The sequence below is a fragment of the Streptomyces sp. NPDC045778 genome, from assembly GCF_056431945.1.
Window position 1 is genome coordinate 25,080 of the sequence record NZ_JBWKJZ010000009.1, and the last position, 19,206, is coordinate 44,285.

General features: G+C 72.9%; 15 protein-coding genes. All 15 read left to right on the forward strand.

Annotated elements, in window-relative coordinates; translation table 11 throughout:
- The first annotated feature begins 1 nt into the window (after position 1).
- From asnB to AC07GB_RS13935, 15 genes are read left to right on the forward strand one after another with little or no spacing between them, the layout of a single operon-like run.
- Positions 2–1,945, forward strand: a complete 1,944-nt coding sequence (gene asnB, locus AC07GB_RS13865; RefSeq protein WP_478844901.1) for an asparagine synthase (glutamine-hydrolyzing) — start codon at positions 2–4, stop codon at positions 1,943–1,945.
- A gap of 16 nt (positions 1,946–1,961) precedes the next feature.
- A complete protein-coding gene (locus AC07GB_RS13870) occupies positions 1,962–4,133 on the forward strand; it encodes a bi-domain-containing oxidoreductase (protein WP_478844903.1) in 2,172 nt (723 codons plus the stop codon).
- On the forward strand, positions 4,130–6,082 hold the full coding sequence (locus AC07GB_RS13875) for an alginate lyase family protein (RefSeq protein ID WP_478844905.1): 1,953 nt from the start codon (positions 4,130–4,132) through the stop codon (positions 6,080–6,082). Before AC07GB_RS13870 ends, AC07GB_RS13875 begins: the two co-directional genes overlap by 4 nt.
- A 16-nt stretch (positions 6,083–6,098) precedes the next feature.
- A complete protein-coding gene (locus AC07GB_RS13880; RefSeq protein WP_478844907.1) occupies positions 6,099–7,634 on the forward strand; it encodes a right-handed parallel beta-helix repeat-containing protein in 1,536 nt (511 codons plus the stop codon).
- Positions 7,635–7,650: 16 nt separating this feature from the next.
- On the forward strand, positions 7,651–8,928 hold the full coding sequence (locus AC07GB_RS13885; protein ID WP_478845369.1) for an O-antigen ligase domain-containing protein: 1,278 nt from the start codon (positions 7,651–7,653) through the stop codon (positions 8,926–8,928).
- A gap of 16 nt (positions 8,929–8,944) precedes the next feature.
- Positions 8,945–10,219, forward strand: a complete 1,275-nt coding sequence (locus AC07GB_RS13890; protein ID WP_478845370.1) for a glycosyltransferase — start codon at positions 8,945–8,947, stop codon at positions 10,217–10,219.
- Complete coding sequence (locus AC07GB_RS13895; RefSeq protein WP_478844909.1) at positions 10,220–11,470, forward strand: methyltransferase domain-containing protein; 1,251 nt, start codon at positions 10,220–10,222, stop codon at positions 11,468–11,470.
- Positions 11,467–12,261 (forward strand): glycosyltransferase family protein, encoded by a 795-nt coding sequence (locus AC07GB_RS13900; protein ID WP_478844911.1) that lies wholly within the window; start codon positions 11,467–11,469, stop codon positions 12,259–12,261. Before AC07GB_RS13895 ends, AC07GB_RS13900 begins: the two co-directional genes overlap by 4 nt.
- The gene (locus AC07GB_RS13905; RefSeq protein WP_478844913.1) at positions 12,258–12,905 is read left to right on the forward strand and encodes a PIG-L deacetylase family protein; all 648 of its coding nucleotides are present in this window, start codon (positions 12,258–12,260) and stop codon (positions 12,903–12,905) included. The genes AC07GB_RS13900 and AC07GB_RS13905 overlap by 4 nt, the downstream gene beginning before the upstream one ends.
- Before the next feature lie 3 nt (positions 12,906–12,908).
- Positions 12,909–13,934 (forward strand): NAD-dependent epimerase/dehydratase family protein, encoded by a 1,026-nt coding sequence (locus AC07GB_RS13910; RefSeq protein ID WP_478844915.1) that lies wholly within the window; start codon positions 12,909–12,911, stop codon positions 13,932–13,934.
- Positions 13,931–15,205: a DUF4910 domain-containing protein gene (locus AC07GB_RS13915; protein WP_478844917.1), complete on the forward strand. Its 1,275-nt coding sequence runs from the start codon at positions 13,931–13,933 to the stop codon at positions 15,203–15,205. The genes AC07GB_RS13910 and AC07GB_RS13915 overlap by 4 nt, the downstream gene beginning before the upstream one ends.
- Positions 15,202–16,497, forward strand: coding sequence for a hypothetical protein (locus AC07GB_RS13920; RefSeq protein ID WP_478844919.1), 1,296 nt, complete (start codon positions 15,202–15,204; stop codon positions 16,495–16,497). Before AC07GB_RS13915 ends, AC07GB_RS13920 begins: the two co-directional genes overlap by 4 nt.
- Entirely contained in the window at positions 16,494–17,441 is a 948-nt protein-coding gene (locus AC07GB_RS13925; protein WP_478844921.1) for a glycosyltransferase family 2 protein, read from the forward strand. The genes AC07GB_RS13920 and AC07GB_RS13925 overlap by 4 nt, the downstream gene beginning before the upstream one ends.
- Positions 17,438–18,658 carry a polysaccharide pyruvyl transferase family protein gene (locus AC07GB_RS13930; RefSeq protein WP_478844923.1) on the forward strand — a complete coding sequence of 407 codons (1,221 nt, stop codon included), beginning with the start codon at positions 17,438–17,440 and terminating at the stop codon, positions 18,656–18,658. The genes AC07GB_RS13925 and AC07GB_RS13930 overlap by 4 nt, the downstream gene beginning before the upstream one ends.
- The gene (locus AC07GB_RS13935; protein ID WP_478844925.1) at positions 18,655–19,206 is read left to right on the forward strand and encodes a dTDP-4-dehydrorhamnose 3,5-epimerase family protein; all 552 of its coding nucleotides are present in this window, start codon (positions 18,655–18,657) and stop codon (positions 19,204–19,206) included. Before AC07GB_RS13930 ends, AC07GB_RS13935 begins: the two co-directional genes overlap by 4 nt.

Genomic DNA, 19,206 nt, shown 5'->3' on the forward strand with positions numbered 1-19,206 from the left:
CATGTGTGGCATCGCAGGCACTTACCGGTGGCCGGACGGAAAGGCCGTGACCGACCGGCTCACGGACGTCCTCGCCCACCGCGGCCCGGACGGGGCGGGCCGCTACAGCCACCCCGCCGGTGACGGCGAGGTGCACCTCGGGCACCGCCGCCTCGCCATCATCGACCTGTCCGAGACCGGCGCCCAGCCGATGGTCTCGAACGGCCTGGTCCTGACGTACAACGGCGAGCTGTACAACGCGCCCGCGCTGCGCGCGGAGCTGGCGGCCACCGGCGTGCGCTTCCGCGGCACCTCGGACACCGAGGTGCTGCTCGAGGCCTGGCGGCGCTGGGGCACGGACTGTCTGCCACGCCTTCGCGGCATGTTCGCGTTCGGGATCTTCGACGAGCGGACCGGTGAGCTGGTGCTCGCCCGCGACCAGCTCGGCGTCAAGCCGCTGTTCCTGCTGCGGCGCGGCGAGGGCCTGGTGTTCGCCTCCGAGCTGAAGGCGCTCGCCGCCGCGACGGGCGGGGCCTTGGAGGTGGACCACGCGGCGCTGGTGGCCTCGCTCCTCTACTACTGGGTGCCGGACTCGCGCTGCGCGTTCCGCGAAGCGGAGAAGCTGCCGCCGGGGAGCTGGCTCAGGTGCCGGGCCGACGGCCGGGTGGAGCGCGGCCGGTACTGGAACCTGAAGGACGTCGCCGCCGAGGGGCGGGAGCTGGCCCGCGGCGGCGAGCGGCCGGACCTGGCCGCCGTCGTCGAGGAGTCGACCCGGCGGCACCTGCTCTCCGACGTCCCCGTGGCGACCTTCCTGTCCGGCGGGCTCGACTCCAGCTATCTGACCGCGCTCGCGGCCCGCGACCGGCCGGGGATCTCCGCCTACACGATCGGGTTCCGCGCCGAGGACGCCAAGTTCGAGGCGATGCCGGACGATCTGCGCTACGCGCGGCAGGTGGCCGAGCGGTTCGGCGTCGATCTGCGGGAGATCGAGATCGCTCCGGACGTGCTCGACCTGCTGCCGCGGATGACGTACCACCTGGACGAGCCGATCGGTGACCCCGCCGCGATCAACACCTTCCTGATCTGCTCGGCCGCCCGGGACGCCGGGGTCAAGGTGATGCTCTCGGGGATGGGCGCCGACGAACTGTTCGCCGGGTACCGCAAGCACCTGGCCAACCTCATCGCGCTGCGCTACCAGCGGGTGCCGCGGCCCCTGCGGCGCGGTGTCTTCGCGGCCGTGGACCGGTTGCCGGTCGCCACGGCCCGCCGCGGGTACCGGTCGGTGCGGTTCGCGAAGCGGTTCCTCTCCTTCGCCGAGCTGCCGGAGGAGACCGCGTTCCGCCGCAGCTACACCATGTACGACCAGGAGGAGCTGCTCGCCCTGGTCGATCCTGACCTGGCCGGGGCGGTCGACGACGTGCTGACGGAGCACGCGGACGTCTACGAGGACAACGACCTCGATGACCCTTCTGACTTCGTCAACCGCATGTGCCTGGGTGACGCCCGGATGTTCCTGCCGGGCCTGAACCTCGCGTACACGGACCGCTCTTCCATGGCCGCGTCGACCGAGGTGCGGGTGCCGTACGTGGACGTCGAGGTGGTCAAGGCCGCCTTCGCCGTACCGGGTGACCGCAAGATCGTAGGGCGGCAGGGCAAGGCCGTCCTCAAGGAGGCGGCCACCTCGGTGCTGCCCCGGGAGATCGTCTACCGGCCCAAGGGCCTGTTCAGCGCCCCGCTGCGGGCCTGGATGAGCCGGGACCTGGCCCCGCTGGTGCGCGAGGTGGTCAACGACGGCGTGCTCGTCGGCTCCGGGCTGCTGCGCCGCGACGCGCTGGCACGCATGGTCGCCGAGGACGCCGCCGGGCAGCGGGACTTCTCCAAGCATCTGTGGCATGTGCTGACCCTCGAGTACTGGTATCGCGGCGCGACCTCCGGGTCCGGCGACAACGCTCGCTTGACGGCGTAGAAACAAGGGGACTTCGGTGAAACAGGTTGTGCAGAACTACAAGAGCGGCGAGCTGACGGTGATCGACGTGCCGGTGCCGGGGTGCAAGCCGGGCGGTGTCCTCGTCAGGACCGCCTACTCGCTGATCTCCACCGGGACCGAGCTGATGAAGGTGTCCGAGGCCGGCATGTCGATGCTGGGCAAGGCCCGCTCCCGCCCCGACCAGGTGGCCAAGGTCATGCAGAGCGTGGCCACCAACGGGGTGCCCGCCACTTACCGCAAGGTGATGGGCAAGCTGGACTCCTACACGCCGCTTGGCTACTCGCTGTGCGGGGTGGTCGAGCAGGTCGGCGCCGGGGTCGACGACGTGAAGGCCGGCGACCTCGTGGCCTGCGCGGGCAACGAGCACGCGCTGCACGCCGAGCTGAACTGGGTGCCGAAGAACCTCTACACCCCGGTGCCGGACGGTCTCGCGCCGCGGCACGCGGCCTTCGGCACCGTCGGGTCGATCGCGTTGCAGGGCGTCCGCCAAGGTGGGTCGCGGCTCGGCGAGGTGTCCCTCGTCATCGGCCTCGGTCTGATCGGGCAGCTGGTGGTGCAGCTCCTGACCGCCTCGGGCGTCCGCGTCGTCGGTGTCGACCCGGACCCGGCGCGCTGCGAGCTGGCCGAACGCCTGGGCGCCGCGGCCTGCGGCGACCCCGGGGCCGCGGCCGTGGAGACCGCCGTGGCCGAACTCACCGGCGGCCACGGCGTGGACCAGGTGTACCTGGCCGCGGGCGGCGGCAGCAACCAGCCCGTCGAGCTGGCCGCCCGGCTCTGCCGGGACCGCGGCCGGGTCGTCGACATCGGCAAGTGCCGCCTGGACCTGCCGTGGAACGCGTACTACGAGAAGGAGCTGGACGTCCGGTTCTCGCGGTCCTACGGCCCCGGGCGCTACGACCCGGAGTACGAACTGGAGGGGCGCGACTACCCCATCGGCTATGTGCGCTGGACGGAGCGGCGCAACCTGGCGTGCTTCCTCGATCTCGTCGCCCGCGGCCGCGTCGACGTGGAACCGTTGGTCTCGCACGTCGCCGACTTCGACGACGCCGTCGAGACGTACCAGCGCCTGAAGGACGGCGATCTCAAGGCCGTGGCCGTGCTGTTCCGCTACCCCGAGCACACCGGGGAAACGCAGGCCCCGACGCTCGCCGTGCCCACGGTCACCGTGAAGCGGAGTGCGGCTCGGGCCGCCACGGCGCCGGTGCGGCTCGCGTTCGTCGGCGCGGGGAACTACGCGACGTCGATGCTCCTGCCGCACCTGACGGGGCGCGACGGCGTCGAGCTGTCGACGGTCGTCACCACGACGGCGCTGTCCGGGGCCAACGCGCAGCGCAAGTTCGGCTTCCGCGATGCGACCACCGACCTCGACGCCGTGCTCGGCGACAAGTCCATCGACGCGGTGTTCGTCGTCACCCGCCACAGTTCGCACGCCGACCTGACCCGCAAGGCGCTCCTCGCCGGCAAGGCGGTGTTCGTCGAGAAGCCCCTGGCCCTCACCGAGGACGAGCTGGCCGGGGTGCTCGCGGCGGTGGAGGAGTCCGGCAACGACCGGCTGCAAGTGGGCTTCAACCGCCGCTTCGCGCCCTTGTTGCAGGAGGCCAAGCAGCGGTTCGGCACCCGGAGCGGTCCGGCGAGCCTGCGCTATCTGGTCAACGCGGGCCGCCTTCAGCACGGCAGCTGGTACCTACGACAGGACACCGAGGGCTCGCGGTTCGCGGGTGAGGGCGGGCACTTCATCGACACGGCGAGCTGGCTGCTCGGGGCCGACCCGGTCTCGGTGTACGCGGTCGCCGCCTCCGGCAACGAGGACCTCCAGGTGGTGCTGCGCTACCCGGACGGTTCCACCGCCACGATCAGCTACGTCACCACCGGCTCGCCCGCCTTCCCCAAGGAGACGCTGGACCTCGTCGCGGACGGCAAGGTGCTGCGCCTCGACGACTTCGTCCGCGCCTCGGTGTACGGCGGTAAGCGGTGGGTCAGCTCACGCCTCCCCAAGGCCCGGGACAAGGGCCAGAACGCCGAGCTGGCCGCGTTCGTCAAGGCCGTGCGGACCGGCGGGCCGATGCCGGTGCCGCTGGAGTCGCTCGTCGCCACGACGGCGGCCACCCTCGCCGTGCGGGCCGGCCTGGCCGCCGACGCCCCGGTCACCTTGGCGAGGACGCGATGACCATGAGCCCCGGCTGGTACCTGAGGCGCCTGTCCCGGATGGCGCCGAGGGAGGTCGGCGGCCGGGTGGGCGACGCGGTGCGCAGGCGGCGGTGGCGGTCGGCGCGGCCGGACAGCCCGAGGGTGACCGGCGCCCTGTTCACCGCGGTGCTGCCCGCCGGGACGACCGCCGCGGTGCCACCGGAGGCGGCGAAGCGTCTTCTCGCCGAGGCCGACCGCCTGATGGCCGGGCACGCCGAGTACTTCGGCGTGGTCCGCGACGACCTCACCGACCCGGACTGGTGGTGCGACCCCAAGACCGGGCGCCGGGCGCCATGGGGCTACGCCTTCGACGTGCCGTACCGGAACGAGGACGTGGTCGGGGACATCAAGCAGATCTGGGAGCCGTCCCGGCACCAGTACCTCACCGTGCTCGCCGCCGCCTACGCCCTCACCGGCGACGACCGGTACGCCGAGCGCGTGGCCGCGCACCTGCGGTCGTGGTGGAAGGCCAACCCGCCGCTGCGCGGGGTGCACTGGATCAGCGGCATCGAGCTGGGCATCCGGCTGCTCTCCTGGGTGTGGATCCGCCGGCTGCTCGACGGATGGCAGGGCGCGGCCGGCCTCTTCGAGGGCAACCCGGTGGCCCTGAACCAGATCTGGCACCACCAGCGCTGGCTGGCCGCCTTCCCCAGCCGCGGCTCTTCGGCGAACAACCACGTCATCGCCGAGGCCGCCGGGCAGTTGGCCGCGGCCTGCGCGTTCGGATGGTTCCCCTCCTCGGCGCGCTGGCGGGCCGACGCGCTCGCCTCGCTGGAGCGGCAGCTGCGCGCCAATACCTTCCCCTCCGGCCTCAACCGCGAGTTGGCCACCGAGTACCACGGACTCGTCCTCGAACTGGGTCTGGCCGCGGTGGCCGAGGCGGATGCGGCCGGGGTGCCGGTGCCCGCGTCGATCCGCCTGGTGCTGCTGCGGATGACCGACGCGCTCGCGGCCGTCGTGGACAACCGCCTGCGGCCGCCGCGCCAGGGGGACGCCGACGACGGGCACGGCCTGGTCGTGGACGGCGCGGGCACCGACCGCTGGGCCTCGCTCCTTGCCACCGGGGAGGCCGTGTTCGGGTCCCTCTCCTGGTGGCCCGCGGTGACCGGCACCGATGTGCGCACCCCGCTCCTGGCCGCGCTGCTGCGGCCGTACGCGAAGGACGGAGGCGTGACGCGCCCGGCACGCCGGCCCGCCCACTTCGCCGACGCGGGGATGACGATCCTGCGCGGCCCCGGGGAGATCTGGTGCCGCTGCGACGGCGGTCCGCACGGCTTCCTGTCCATCGCCGCGCACGCGCACGCGGACGCGCTGTCCGTGGAGGTCCGGCACGACGGGGTCGACGTGCTCGCCGACCCGGGCACGTACTGCTACCACGGGCAGCCCGAGTGGCGGCAGTACTTCCGGTCGACGCTCGGCCACAACACGCTGCGACTGGACGACGCCGACCAGTCCGCCTCCGGCGGCCCGTTCCTGTGGACCCGGCATGCCCGCAGCCGCGTCCTGGTCGCGGACCCCTCCGACGGGGGCGTGGCCCGCTGGTGTGCCGAGCACGACGGCTACCGGCCGGCCGTGCACCGCCGCCGGGTGGAACTGACCGCCGCAACCCAGGAGTTGAGGGTGGTCGACGAGGTCCGCCCCGGGGACCACCGGCCCGTGCGCCTGGCCTTCCACCTCGGCCCCGCGATCACCGCGGACCTGGTGGAGAACCGGGCGGTGCTCACCTGGAGCCGTGACGGCGAGGACCGCTCCGCGGTGCTCGACCTGCCCGGGGAGCTGTCCTGGCGGGCGCACCGCGGCGAGAGCGACCCGCCGCTGGGCTGGTACTCCCCTGGCTTCGGGCGCAAGGAGCCCACCACCGCGCTGGTCGGCACGGGCTTCGCCGACAGCGCGGAGGGGTTCACCACCGTACTCAGGTTCCACGGCTAGGGAGAGGGGAGGACGCGTGGGGATCACATGGCGGCACTGGGCGCTGCCGGCGGCACCGCTGGCGCTCGCCCTGCTGGCGGCGACCGGCTGTACCGGTTCGTCGGGCGCCTCCGCCGAGCCGAGCGGTACGCCGTCGTCCGGGGCGTCCTCCGCCTCCGTGGCCCGGGTGTGCGCCAAGCCTGCGCCGGGCCCGGCGCAGGCGCCCAAGGGCGCGGTGACGGTCGACCCGGCGGTGGTCGGTGACCTGGCGGCGAAGACCAAGAGCAGCCCCCCGCACACCACGTTCTGGCTGCGGCCGGGCAAGCACCGGCTCGAACCGGACCGCTACGCCCAGGTCATGCCCAAGAAGGGCAACCGCTACCTCGGCGCGCCGGGCGCGGTGCTCGACGGCCGCAAGACCAACCAGTACGCGTTCGGCGGCACCGCCCGCGACGTCACCATCCGCCATCTGACCGTGGAGCGTTTCGTCGCGCCGAACAACGAGGGCGTGGTCAACCACGACATGGCCGACGGCTGGGTGATCGAGCACGCGAAGATCCAGTACAACTCCGGTGCCGGCCTGATGGCCGGGGCGCGCCAGCGGGTCCGCGCCAGTTGCCTGCGCGGCAACGGGCAGTACGGGATGAACGCGTACAAGACCGGTGACTCCATCAGGGGTCTGCTGGTCGAGGGCAACGAGGTCGTGGGCAACAACACCGACGACTGGGAGCGGCGCAAGCCCGGTTGCGGCTGCACCGGAGGCATCAAGTTCTGGGCCGTCAACGGCGCCGACATCCGCGGCAACTGGGTGCACGACAACCGCGGAGCCGGGTTGTGGGCGGACAACAACAACAACGACTTCCGCATCGAGGACAACGTCCTGGAGGCCAACGACGGCGCCGCGCTGATGTACGAGACCAGCTACAACGCCGTCGTCCGGAACAACACGATCCGGCGGAACAACTGGGTCGAGGGCCGCAGGAACGCCGACCGCGGCGACGACTTCCCGTACGCGACCGTCTACGTGTCCGAGTCCGGCGGCGAACCACGGATCCGCGCCCGCACGAGCAAGATCGAGATCTACCGGAACGTCCTGGAGGACAACTGGTCGGGGATCACCCTGTGGGAGAACGCCGACCGGTTCTGCAACAGCCCGGCCAACACCTCGACCGGCTACTGCACGCTGCTGGTCAAGGACACCGGCCGCTGCGCGCGGCCGGCGATCGCCACCGCGCCGCTCTACGCCGACTGCCGGTGGAAGACCCAGCGGGTGGACATCCACGACAACCGTTTCGTCCTGGACAAGGCCGTCGTCAAGTGCGAGGCGGAGTGCGGCCGGATGGCGGTCCTCGCCAACTACGGCACCTATCCCAAGTGGTCGCCGTACAAGGGCAAGCGGGTGGCCGAGGCGATCACCCACAAGCAGCGCAACCGCTGGCACGACAACGTCTACCGCGGGCCGTGGAGTTTCGTCGCGGGGGACCCGGGCCGCAAGCTCGACCCCGCGCAGTGGCAGAGCACGCCGTACCAGCAGGACACGGGCAGCACCTTCGACCCCAGGGCGGGTGGTTGAGGTGGGCGGCGACCTGATGCGCGGCGCGCTGCCGGGCGGACCGGACACGGCGGGCACGGACCCCGGTGCCGTGCCACGCCCCGCCGGCCCGCCGAAGGCCGTCGGGATCGTCTGGGCGTTGCTCGCCCTCAACACGCTCGGCTCCGCGGGGGCGAAGACCGTCGTCCCGCTGCCGCGCTCCCTGATCCAGATGGCCACCATGGGGGCGCTGGTCTCCGCGTTCGCTCTGGCACTGGCGCTCAATCTCCGGTTGCGCGTCCGGGCCAGCGCCTTCGTGCTGCTGCTCACCCTGCTCCTCGTACCGAGCCTGATCTCCAGCGCGAACCTGGAAGTGGGGTACGGCGCGCTGTTCCGGTGCGCCCGGCTGTCCCTCTTCGTCGGCACGCTGTGGCTGCTCACCCGCTGGTGGGACGGCGGCCTGACGTTCGTCCGCCACCACATCCGGATGTACTTCGCGGTGCTCGTGCTGGTGGCCGCCGGTCTGGTGGTCTCGCCGGGGACGGCCATGCCCGAGTACTACGGCGGGCGTCTGGTCGGCGCGCTGTGGCCGCTCACCCCGCCGCAGATCGGGCAGTACGCCGCGGTGATCATCGGGCTCACGGTGCTGCTCCTGCTCGGCCGCCACACCACCGGGGCCAGTGCGGCGCTGGTCATCGTGCCGTCGCTCGGCCTGCTGGTGCTGACCCACACCCGGACGGCCACGCTCGGCCTGCTCATCGGGCTCGTGCTGGCGATCGGCTCGCTGATCCTGACCAGCTCCGCCGCCCGCCGGTTCTTCGCCTGGACGGTGGTGTGCGCCACGGTGGCCGCGGTGGCGTTCAGCTCCGCGTTGCAGTCCTGGTACCTGCGCGGGCAGAGCCAGGAGAACCTGTCCAACCTCACCGGCCGGGCCAAGGTCTGGGACGCGCTGCTCGCGGCGCCCCGGTCGACCGGGGAGAAGGTGTTCGGCGTCGGCCTGAGCGACAAGTCGTTCGGCGGCCTTCCGATCGACAACAGCTGGCTGGCCGTCTACCACGAGCAGGGCCTGATCGGCGTGGGCATCGTGGCGACGATGATCCTCGTGCTCGGCGGCGTCGCGTTGCTGCGGCCGCCGTCGGTGCCGAGGGCCTGCGCGATCTTCCTGATCAGCTACTGCGCGATCTCGTCGTACACCGAGGCCGGCCTCGGCGACGCCTCGCCCTATCTGCTGCACCTGGCCCTGGCCGCCTCGCTCCTCGCGGCACCCGCCGCGACGGCGGTCCTCCCCGCGGCCGAAGTCCCCAGTCGACGTGTCCCGCGATGGGCCCGGAGGTGAACTGACCATGCCTGACATGCACGTTCTGGTCGTGCACAACCGCTACTCCTCGGCCCAGCCGAGCGGGGAGAACAGGGTCGTCGACGAGGAGGTGGCGCTGCTGCGCGCGGCCGGCCACCGGGTCGACGTGTTCGAGCGGCGCAGCGACGACATCGCCGCCCGGTCCCTGCTGGGCAAGGTCGCGGTGCCGCTGCTGGTGCCGTGGAACCCGGCGGTCCGCTCGGAGCTGGCCGCGCGGCTCCGCGCCGAGCGGCCCGACGTGGTGCACGTCCACAACGTATTCCCGCTCCTGTCGCCCGCGGTGCTCGCCGCCTGCGCCGACGTCGGTGTGCCCGTGGTGGCCACGCTGCACAACTACACCCAGGTGTGCCCGCCCGGCACGCTGCACCGGGACGGGCGGCCGTGCACCGAGTGCGTGGGGTCCGCGGTGTCGCTGCCCGCCGTCCGGCACGGCTGCTACCGCGACTCCCGTCTGGCGACGGTGCCGCTCGCGGTGAGCCTGTCGGTCAACCGGCGGCGGTGGTGGTCGGGCGTGGAGCGGTTCTTCTGCATCTCCGCGGCGCAGCGCGACGTCCTGGTGCGGTCCGGGATGCCGGCCGAGCGTCTCGTGGTGAAGCACAACTTCGTGCCGGAGCCGGGCACCCGGCGAGCGGGCACCGGCGAGCAGCTGCTCTTCCTCGGCCGGCTGGCGGAGGCCAAGGGCACGCGGCTGCTCATGGCGGCGTGGGACGAGGTCGCCGCGGGCGGCGGTGTGGGCGTGCCGCTCGTGATCGCCGGCGCCGGGCCGCTGGAGCGCGAGGTGACCGCGTGGGCGGCGGGCCGGGACGACGTGCGTTACGTCGGCCTGTGGGACCCGGCGCGGTGCCGGCAGGCCGTCGCGCGGTCGGTCGCGGTGGTGGCTCCCTCGCTGGCCATGGAGACGTTCGGCCTGGTGGTCGCGGAGGCGATGGCGGCGGGGGTCCCGGCCGTCGCGGCCGGTCACGGCGCCTTCGTGGAACTCGTCGAGGACGGCGTGACCGGGCTTCTGCACCGGCCGGGTGACGCCGCCTCGCTCGCGTCCTGTGTGCGTCGGATCGCGAGCGAGCCGGACCGGAACGAGGTGATGGGCCAGGCGGCCCGGCGCCGCTACGAGCGGCACTTCAGCCCGGGTGTCGGTCTGGAGCGCCTGGTGGAGGGGTACCGCACCGCGATCGCGGTGCGGTCGGGCGGCGGGGACGGCGCGCCGCCGCCAGGGAACGGAAACGCCGGCTCGCGGCGGGGTGCCCGCGCGAGCGGAAATGGGGGGACATAGATGACAGGATGCCGACTCTGCGGCTCGGCGGCGCTCGCCAGCGTCGTCGATCTGGGGGCGACCCCGCCGTGCGAGAGCTTTCTCGCCGCGGACCGCCTTGACGAGGCGGAGCCCGCGTACCCGCTGCATCTGCGGGTGTGCACCGACTGCTGGCTCGCGCAGATCCCGCCGCTGATCACGCCGGAGGAGACGTTCAGCGAGTACGCGTACTTCTCCTCCTTCTCGACCTCATGGGTGGAGCACGCGCGGACGTTCGTGGCCGATGCCGTACAGCGGGTGGGCCTCGGGTCCGACGCCTTCGTGGTCGAGGTGGCGAGCAACGACGGGTATCTGCTGAGGCACGTGGTGGACCGGGGGATCCGCTGCCTCGGTATCGAGCCGTCGGTGAACGTCGGCGCCGCCGCGCGGGAGGCGGGGGTGCCCACGCTCACGGAGTTCCTGAGCCCGGACACCGGCTCGGCCGTCCGCGCGGAGCACGGCCCGGCGGACCTGGTCGTGGCCAACAACGTGTACGCGCACATTCCCGACGTCGTCGGGTTCACCCAGGGGCTGCGCGCCCTGGTAGCCGACGACGGCTGGGTCTCCATCGAGGTGCAGCACCTGCTGACGCTGATCGAGGAGAACCAGTACGACACGATCTACCACGAGCACTTCCAGTACTACACGGTCGCCTCCGCGATCCGGGCGCTCGCGAGCGGCGGACTCGCGCTCGTGGACGTGGAGTTGCTGCCGACGCACGGCGGCTCCATCCGGCTGTGGGCCCGCCCCGCCGAGGCGGCGGGCGAGCCGAGCCGGCGCGTGGCCGACGTGCTGGCCAGGGAGAAGGCCGCCGGGCTCCAGGAGCTGTCCGGTTACACCGAGTTCTCCGCCCGGGTCGCCAAGGTGCGCAGGGACCTCCTGCGGTTCCTCATCGAGGCGGCCGAGCGCGGCGAGACGGTTGTCGGCTACGGCGCACCGGGCAAGGGCAACACCCTGCTCAACCACTGCGGCATCCGGCCCGACCTGCTCGCGTACACGGTCGACCGCAACCCCTACAAGCACGGCAGGTTCACCCCGGGCACCCGGATCCCGATCCTGCCGCCGGAGCGGATCGCCGCCGACAAGCCGGACTACGTCCTCGTCCTGCCGTGGAACCTCAGGGACGAGCTGGTCGAGCAGCTGTCCTACGTGCACGACTGGGGCGGCCGCCTCGTCTTCCCCATCCCGGAACTGAGCGTCGTCGACGTCGCGTCCAGAGAGGTCACAGCATGAAGGTCGTTCTGTTCTGCGGCGGTTACGGGATGCGGATGCGCAGCGGTGCCGCGGACGACGTGCCCAAGCCGATGGCGATGGTCGGCCCGAGGCCGCTGATCTGGCACGTCATGCGCTACTACGCGCACTTCGGGCACACGGAGTTCGTCCTGTGCCTCGGCTACGGGGCCCATCACATCAAGAACTTCTTCCTCAACTACGAGGAGACGGCGTCCAACGACTTCGTGCTGCGCGCCGGGCGGACCGAGCTGCTGTCCACCGACATATCGGACTGGACGATCACGTTCGCGCAGACCGGCATCGAGTCGCCGATCGGGGAACGCCTCCGCCGGGTGCGCCACCACCTGGACGGCGACGAGATGTTCCTCGCCAACTACGCCGACGTGCTCACCGACGCCCCGCTGCCGGAGATGATCGACCGGTTCGCGCGGCGCGACGCCGGCGCGTCGATGATGGTGGTGCCGCCGCAGTCGTCGTTCCACTGCGTGGAGCTGGGCGAGGACGGCCTGGTGGGAGGCATCACCGCGGTCAGCGAACTGCCGCTGTGGGAGAACGGCGGCTACTTCGTGCTCCGCCAGGAGGTCTTCGACCACATCCCCGAGGACGGCGACCTGGTCGCCGACGGCTGTGCCCAACTGGCCAAGCGGGGACGCCTGGTGGCGCACCAGCACCGCGGCTTCTGGAAGCCGACCGACACCGTGAAGGAGCGGGCCGCGCTCGACGCCGCCTACGCGCGGGGCGACCGTCCGTGGGCCGTGTGGGAGCGGGACAGCGCCGGGGTGAGCGCGTGATCCGGCTCGGGGCCGGCCGCCTGGACCGGATCGCCGCGGTGGGCGCGCACTGCGACGACATCGCCATCGGCGCCGGCGGCACGCTCCTGACGCTGTGCCTGGCCCGGCCGGGCCTCCGCGTCGACGCGCTGGTGTTCTCCGGCGGGGGCGGTGAGCGGGAGCAGGAGGAGCGGGCCGCGCTCGCCGCCTTCTGCCCGGGCGCCGACCTGCGCCTCACCGTGCTCAAGCTGCCGGACGGCCGGATGCCGACGCACTGGGAGGAGGCCAAGGCCGCCGTGGAGGAGCTGCGCGGGCAGACCGACCCGGACCTGATCCTGGCCCCGCGCACCGACGACGCGCACCAGGACCACCGCGGTCTGGCGCGGCTGATCCCCACCGCGTTCCGCGACCACCTCGTGCTCGGCTACGAGATCGTCAAGTGGGACGGCGACCTCGGCCGCCCGGCGGCGTACCAGCCGCTGTCGCCGGAGGTCGCCGAACAGAAGGTGCGCCTCCTTCAGGAGCACTACCCCTCGCAACGCCACCGGCCCTGGTACGACCGGGAGGCCTTCCTCGGCCTCGCCCGGATCCGCGGCATCGAATGCCACGCGCGCTACGCCGAGGCGTTCGCCGTCACCAAACTCACGCTCGCTCTGGGGGATTGAACCTTGCGCGTACTACTGACCGGACACCAGGGCTACCTGGGCACCGTGATGGCCCCGGTCCTCACGGCCGCGGGTCACGAGGTCGTCGGCCTCGACTCCGGCCTGTTCGCCGACTGCGTGCTGGGCCCGCGCCCCGCGGACCCGCGTGGGCATCGGGTGGACCTGCGGGACGTCACGGCCGAGCACGTGGCCGGGGTGGACGCGGTGATCCATCTGGCCGCGCTGTCCAACGACCCGCTGGGGTCCCTGGCCCCGGAACTCACCTACGACATCAACCACCACGCCTCCGTGCGCCTCGCCCGGCTGGCCCGCGAGGCCGGGGTGCGGCGCTTCCTGTACGCGTCGACCTGCTCGGTCTACGGTGCCGCCGGGGGCGACGACCTCGTGGCCGAGGACGCGCCGCTGCGCCCGGTGACCCCGTACGCGGAGTCCAAGGTGCGGGTGGAGGACGACCTGCACGCGCTGGCCGACGGCGACTTCTCGCCGGTGTCCATGCGCAACGCCACCGCGTTCGGCTTCTCGCCCCGGCTGCGCGCCGACATCGTGCTGAACAACCTGGTGGGTCACGCGCTCCTGTCCGGCGAGGTCCTGGTGCTCTCCGACGGCACCCCCTGGCGCCCGCTGGTGCACGCCGCCGACATCGCCCGGGCCTTCACGGCCGCGCTGAGCGCGCCGCGCGACGCGGTGCACGACCGGGCGTTCAACATCGGCAGCGAGACCAACAACGTGACGGTCGCCGAGATCGCCGAGCAGGTCGCCGAGGCGGTGTCCGGCGCCCAGGTGAAGATCACCGGGGAGAGCGGCGCCGATCCGCGCTCGTACCGCGTGGACTTCTCCCGGTTCCGCGCGGCGATACCCGGTTTCGACTGCGAGTGGACGGTGAAGCGGGGCGCGCTCGAACTCGCCGACGCCTACCGCAAGCACGGGCTGACCCGGGAGGCCTTCGAGCAGCGCTTCACCCGCCTTGCCGTGCTGCGCGCGGCGTCCGGCGCGGGTGCCGTCGACGACACCCTGCGGTGGCGCCGATGACCTCAGCGGGCGAGGAGATGCACGCGCTGGTGGAGCGGTTGTACCCGCTGTGCCGGAGCATCACGGGCGACGGCGTGCGCGCCACCCTGGACATCGTCGGCGAGTACGTCCCGCTCCAGGTGCACGAGGTGCCGACCGGGACGCAGGTGCTCGACTGGACGGTGCCGCAGGAGTGGAACATCCGGGACGCGTACGTCGCCGACGGCGCGGGCAACCGGGTCGTCGACTTCGCCGCGTCCAGCCTGCACGTGCTCGGCTACAGCGTGCCGGTGGCGGCGACCATGCCCCTGTCCGAGCTGCGCGGCCATCTGTACACCCTTCCGGAGCACCCGAGTTGGGTGCCGTACCGCACCAGCTACTACACGCCCCAGTGGGGGTTCTGCCTGGCCCAGGAGACCCTGGACGCGCTGCCGGACGGCGAGTACGAGGTGCGGATCGACTCCACGCTCGCGGACGGCCACCTCACCTACGCCGAGCACGTGGTCCCCGGGCAGGTCCCCGACGAGGTCATCGTCTCCAGCCACGTCTGCCACCCGTCGCTGGCCAACGACAACCTGGCCGGCATCGCCGTGGCGACGTTCCTGGCCCGGGCCCTCGCGGAGCGGACGCCGTACTACACCTACCGGTTCGTCTACGCGCCCGGCACCATCGGGGCGATCACCTGGCTGGCCCGCAACAGGGAGCGGATCGAACAGGTCAAGCACGGGCTCGTGCTGGCCTGCGCGGGCGACTCGGGGCAGCTGACGTACAAGCAGAGCAGGCGTGGCGACGCGGAGATCGACCGGGTGCTGCGGCACGTGCTGACCGCGTCCGGACGCCCGCACCGCGTCACGGAGTTCACGCCGTACGGCTACGACGAGCGGCAGTACTGCTCCCCCGGGTTCGACCTCGGAGTGGGCTCGCTCAGCCGGACCCCGTACGCGGGCTACCCCGAGTATCACACCTCGGCGGACGACCCGGCCTTCGTCTCGCCGGAGGCGATGGCGGACACGCTCGCCGTCTGCCGCGAAGCGTTCGCCGTGCTCGACCGCAACCGGCGCTACCTCAACCTCAGTCCGTACGGCGAGCCGCAGCTGGGCCGGCGCGGTCTGTACGACTCGCTCGGCGGGCGCAGCGACGCGAAGCAGGCCCAGCTGGCCATGCTGTGGGTGCTCAGCCTCTCCGACGGCGAGCACAGCCTGCTGGACGTCGCCGAGCGGGCCGGGCTGCCGTTCGACGCCGTCGCCGACGCGGCCGACGCCCTGCGCGGCGCCGGGTTGATCAAGGCATGACGGCGATGCCCACCGATGAGGGGAGGACGGCGCCGGCCGGCTCCGCCAAGCGTGCCCTCGTCGGCCGCCTGTCCTGGGGTCTTGCCGACCAGGCGGCCTCCAGCATGTCCAACTTCGCGGTGGGCATCTACGTGGCCCGCTCGCTGGGGGTGACCGCGTTCGGCGTGTTCAGCCTCGCCTGGGTCACCTACGGCGTGGTGCTCAACGTCTCCCGGGGGCTCGCCACCGACCCGCTCGTGGTGCGCTTCAGCGGGGTGCCGGCCGCGTCCTGGCGCGCGGCGGTGGCCCGGTCCTCGGGCACCGCGCTGGGCGTCGGTGCCGCGCTCGGCTCGGCGTCCCTGGTGGCCGGCCTCGCGGTGGGGGGCCGGGTGGGGATCGCGTTCGCCTGCCTCGGCGTCGTCCTGCCGGGGCTGTTGCTCCAGGACGCGTGGCGGTTCGCGTTCTTCGCCGCGGGCACCGGGCGGAAGGCGTTCGTCAACGACCTCGTGTGGTGCGTCGCGCTGGTCCCGGCCATGGTGGTGGCGGCCCGCGTGGGCAGCGTGGCCGCCTTCGTGCTGGCCTGGGGCGCGTCCGCGGCGGTGGCGGCGGGCTACGGCTGCTTCCAGTCCGGTATCCGGCCGCGACCGGCCGGGGCGCGCGCGTGGCTGCGCGAGCACCGGGACCTCGGCTCCCGGTATCTGGTCGAGAACGTCAGCAACAGCGGCGCGGGCCAGCTGCGGGCCTACGGACTCGGCGCGATCGTCGGCGTCGGCGCTGTGGGCGTGATCAGGGGCGCCGAGCTGCTGCTCGGCCCGTTCATGGCCGTCCTGATGGGCCTGTCCCTGGTCACCGTCGCGGAGGCGGCCCGGGTGCTGCGGCGGGCCCCGCACCGGCTCGGCGCGTTCTGTCTGCTCCTCGGCGGCGGGCAGGCCGTCGCCGCGCTGCTCTGGGGCGGGGCGCTGATGCTCGTGCCCGACCAAGGCGGCGAGCTGGTGCTGGGCGGCGTCTGGAGCGCGGCGTCGGACCTTGTCGTGCCGGTCACGCTCGGCGTCGCGGGCGCGGGCCTCGGCACCGGCGCGGCGGCCGGTCTGCGCGCGCTCGGCGCGGCCCGGCGCAGTCTGCGCAGCCAGCTCATCGCCTCCACCTTCTACGTCAGCGGCGGGCTCGGCGGCGCGGCCGTGGCCGGCACGGCCGGTTCGGCCTGGGGCGTCGCCGCCGCGACCCTTGGCGGCTCGGCCGTGTGGTGGCTGCACCTGCGGTCCGCCCTGCGCGAGCGCCACCAGAACCCCATCCCCGAAGTGAGGACACCGTGACCGCCCTTCCCCGGCTGAGCATCGGCCTGCCCGTGTACAACGGCGAGGAGTACCTGGCCGAGTCGCTCGACGCCCTGCTCGGCCAGACCTACGAGGACTTCGAACTGGTCGTCTGCGACAACGCGTCGACCGACGGCACCCAGGACATCTGCCGCAAGTACGCCGCGCGGGACTCGCGCGTCCGGTACCTCCGGCTGCCCAGGAACATCGGCGCGGCGCCCAACCACAACTATGTGTTCACGCAGTGCCGCGGCGAGCTGTTCAAGTGGGCCTCGCACGACGACCTGTACGCCAGGGACCTGCTGCGGCGCTGCGTGGAGGCCCTCGACGAGCGGCCTGACGTGATCCTCGCGCACGCCGACCAGGCGGTCATCGACAGCGAGGGCCGGGTGACGGTCCCGTACGAGTACACGCTGGCCACCGCTTCGCCGCGCGCGCCGGAGCGGTTCCGCAGCATGCTGTTCGAGCCCGGCGGCGACGACTTCTACGGCGTGATGCGGGCCGACGTGCTGCGCCGGGTGAAGCCGCACGACAGCTACCACCACGCGGACCGCACGTTCGTCGCCGAGATCGGTCTGCACGGGCCCTTCCACCAGGTGCCGGAGCTGTTGTACTTCCGCCGCGACCACCCCACCCGCGCCGAGCGGGCGAACCCTTCCAAGCGGTCCCGGTGCGTGAACCTGGATCCGCGCCGGGCGGGTCCGCTGCACCCGACGCCGCGGCTGCTCGCCGAGTACGTCTGGGGTTTCGTCGCGGCGATCCGGCGGGCGCCGCTGTCCGCGGCCGACCGGCGGGCGTGCTACGGCCACTTGGCCGCGTGGGCGGCGAGCCGGGCCCGGCCGGGCGCCGGTGAGCGGGTCGAGGACCGCGCCCCTGTCGACCCGGCCCGGCTCACCGTGTCCGTCGACGACCTGGTGGCGGGCCGCGAGGGGCGGCGGGCATGAGCACTCCGGTGCGCGTCGGGGTGTTCGGCCTGCTCGGCTCCGGCAACCTCGGCAACGACGGGTCGCTGGAGGCCGTGCTGGGGTACCTCCGCGCCGAGCATCCCGAAGCGGCCGTGGACGCGCTGTGCGGGGGTCCTGAGGTCGTCGCGGCCCGGTACGGGATCCCCGCGACGCGGTTGCACTGGTACCGCGGGGAGTACCGGACGGCCTCGCGCGCGGGGGCGATCGTGGCCAAGGGCCTGGGCAAACTCGTCGACGTCTTCCGCACCGCCGCCTGGGTGCGGCGGCACGACGTGGTGATCGTGCCGGGCATGGGCGTCCTGGAGGCCACGCTGCCGCTGCGGCCCTGGGGCTTCCCGTACTCGCTGTTCCTGCTCTGTGCGAGCGGCCGGCTGTGCGGCACCCGGGTCGCGCTGGTCGGCGTCGGCGCCGCCCCGATCGGCGACCGGCCGACGCGGGCCCTGGTGCGCTGGTCGGCCCGCCTCGCCGCGTACCGGTCGTACCGGGACGCCCCGTCCCGTGACGCGATGCGGGAGATGGGCGTGGACACCACGCGCGACCAGGTCTACCCGGACCTCGCGTTCGCCTTGCCGGCGCCGCCGGTGGGCGCGCCGCCGGGCCCGCCGGGCGCGGTCTGCGTCGGCGTCATGGACTTCCACGGCGGCAACGACGACCGGGCCAGGGCCGAGGAGATCCACCGCCGCTACCTCGAAGGGACGACCCGGTTCGTGCGCGCCCTGGTCGAGGAGGGCAGGCCGGTCCGGCTGCTCACCGGTGATGCGTGCGATGCCACGGTGGTCGCCGCGATCCTCGACGCGGTGGACTCGCCGCTGGTCACCGCGGCCGACGCGGCCTCGCTCGCCGACCTCATGGAGGAGACGGCGGCCGCCGGCGCCGTGGTGGCGACCCGCTACCACAATCTGATCTGCGCGCTGAAGGCCGGCACGCCGACCCTCGCGCTCAGCTATGCGGCGAAGAGCGACACGCTCATGGCCCAGATGGGTCTCGGCGCGTACTGCCACCCGGCCCGCGAGGTCGACGCGGACCGGCTGCTCGATCAGTTCCGGGCCCTTGAGCGGCGGTCGGACCAGCTGCGGCGGACCCTCGCCGAGCGGAACCTGGTCGCCGCCCAGCACCTGGAGGACCAGTTCACCGAGTTGACCGCGGCCCTGTTCCCGGCGGCCGACCACGCCCACGCCCTGCGGGAGGCCCCATGAAAGCGACCGACGTCCCGGAGATCGCCGGCGCGTACCTGTTCGAGCCGACGCCGTACGCCGACGAGCGCGGCTTCTTCTGCCGCACCTTCGACGCCGACGTGGTCCGCTCGGTGGGCCTCGACCCGGGCGCCTTCATCCAGGACAGCGTGTCCCGCTCGGCCCGGGGCGTGGTGCGCGGCCTGCACCTGCGTTCCGGCGCCGGTGAGGCCAAGCTGGTGCGGTGCTCGTACGGGAGGATCTTCGACGTCGTCGTGGACCTGCGGCCGGACTCGCCGACCTACCTGGGCCGGGCCTTCTTCGACCTGTCCGGCGAGACGCAGGTGACCCTGTACGTCCCGGCGGGGTGCGCGCACGGCTTCCAGGCGTTGACCGAGACCGCCGACACCTCGTACCGGATCGACCGCCCGCACGATCCGGCCGAGGACGTGACGATCGCCTTCGACGACCCGGAGCTGGCAATTCCCTGGCCGCTTCCGGCCGTTTCGGTGTCCCAGCGGGACCGGGAGGCGCCGAGCCTCGCCGAGGTCCTGAAGCAGAAGGAGAGCTGA

Bases quoted from the DNA above. Each gene is read 5' to 3' on its own strand.
- AC07GB_RS13890 (WP_478845370.1), top strand. From the start codon at position 8,945: ATGCACGTTCTGGTCGTGCACAACCGCTACTCCTCGGCCCAGCCGAGC.
- AC07GB_RS13935 (WP_478844925.1), top strand. From the start codon at position 18,655: ATGAAAGCGACCGACGTCCCGGAGATCGCCGGCGCGTACCTGTTCGAG.
- AC07GB_RS13930 (WP_478844923.1), top strand. From the start codon at position 17,438: ATGAGCACTCCGGTGCGCGTCGGGGTGTTCGGCCTGCTCGGCTCCGGC.
- AC07GB_RS13915 (WP_478844917.1), top strand. From the start codon at position 13,931: ATGACCTCAGCGGGCGAGGAGATGCACGCGCTGGTGGAGCGGTTGTAC.
- AC07GB_RS13895 (WP_478844909.1), top strand. From the start codon at position 10,220: ATGACAGGATGCCGACTCTGCGGCTCGGCGGCGCTCGCCAGCGTCGTC.
- AC07GB_RS13875 (WP_478844905.1), top strand. From the start codon at position 4,130: ATGACCATGAGCCCCGGCTGGTACCTGAGGCGCCTGTCCCGGATGGCG.
- AC07GB_RS13920 (WP_478844919.1), top strand. From the start codon at position 15,202: ATGACGGCGATGCCCACCGATGAGGGGAGGACGGCGCCGGCCGGCTCC.
- asnB (WP_478844901.1), top strand. From the start codon at position 2: ATGTGTGGCATCGCAGGCACTTACCGGTGGCCGGACGGAAAGGCCGTG.
- AC07GB_RS13885 (WP_478845369.1), top strand. From the start codon at position 7,651: ATGCGCGGCGCGCTGCCGGGCGGACCGGACACGGCGGGCACGGACCCC.
- AC07GB_RS13900 (WP_478844911.1), top strand. From the start codon at position 11,467: ATGAAGGTCGTTCTGTTCTGCGGCGGTTACGGGATGCGGATGCGCAGC.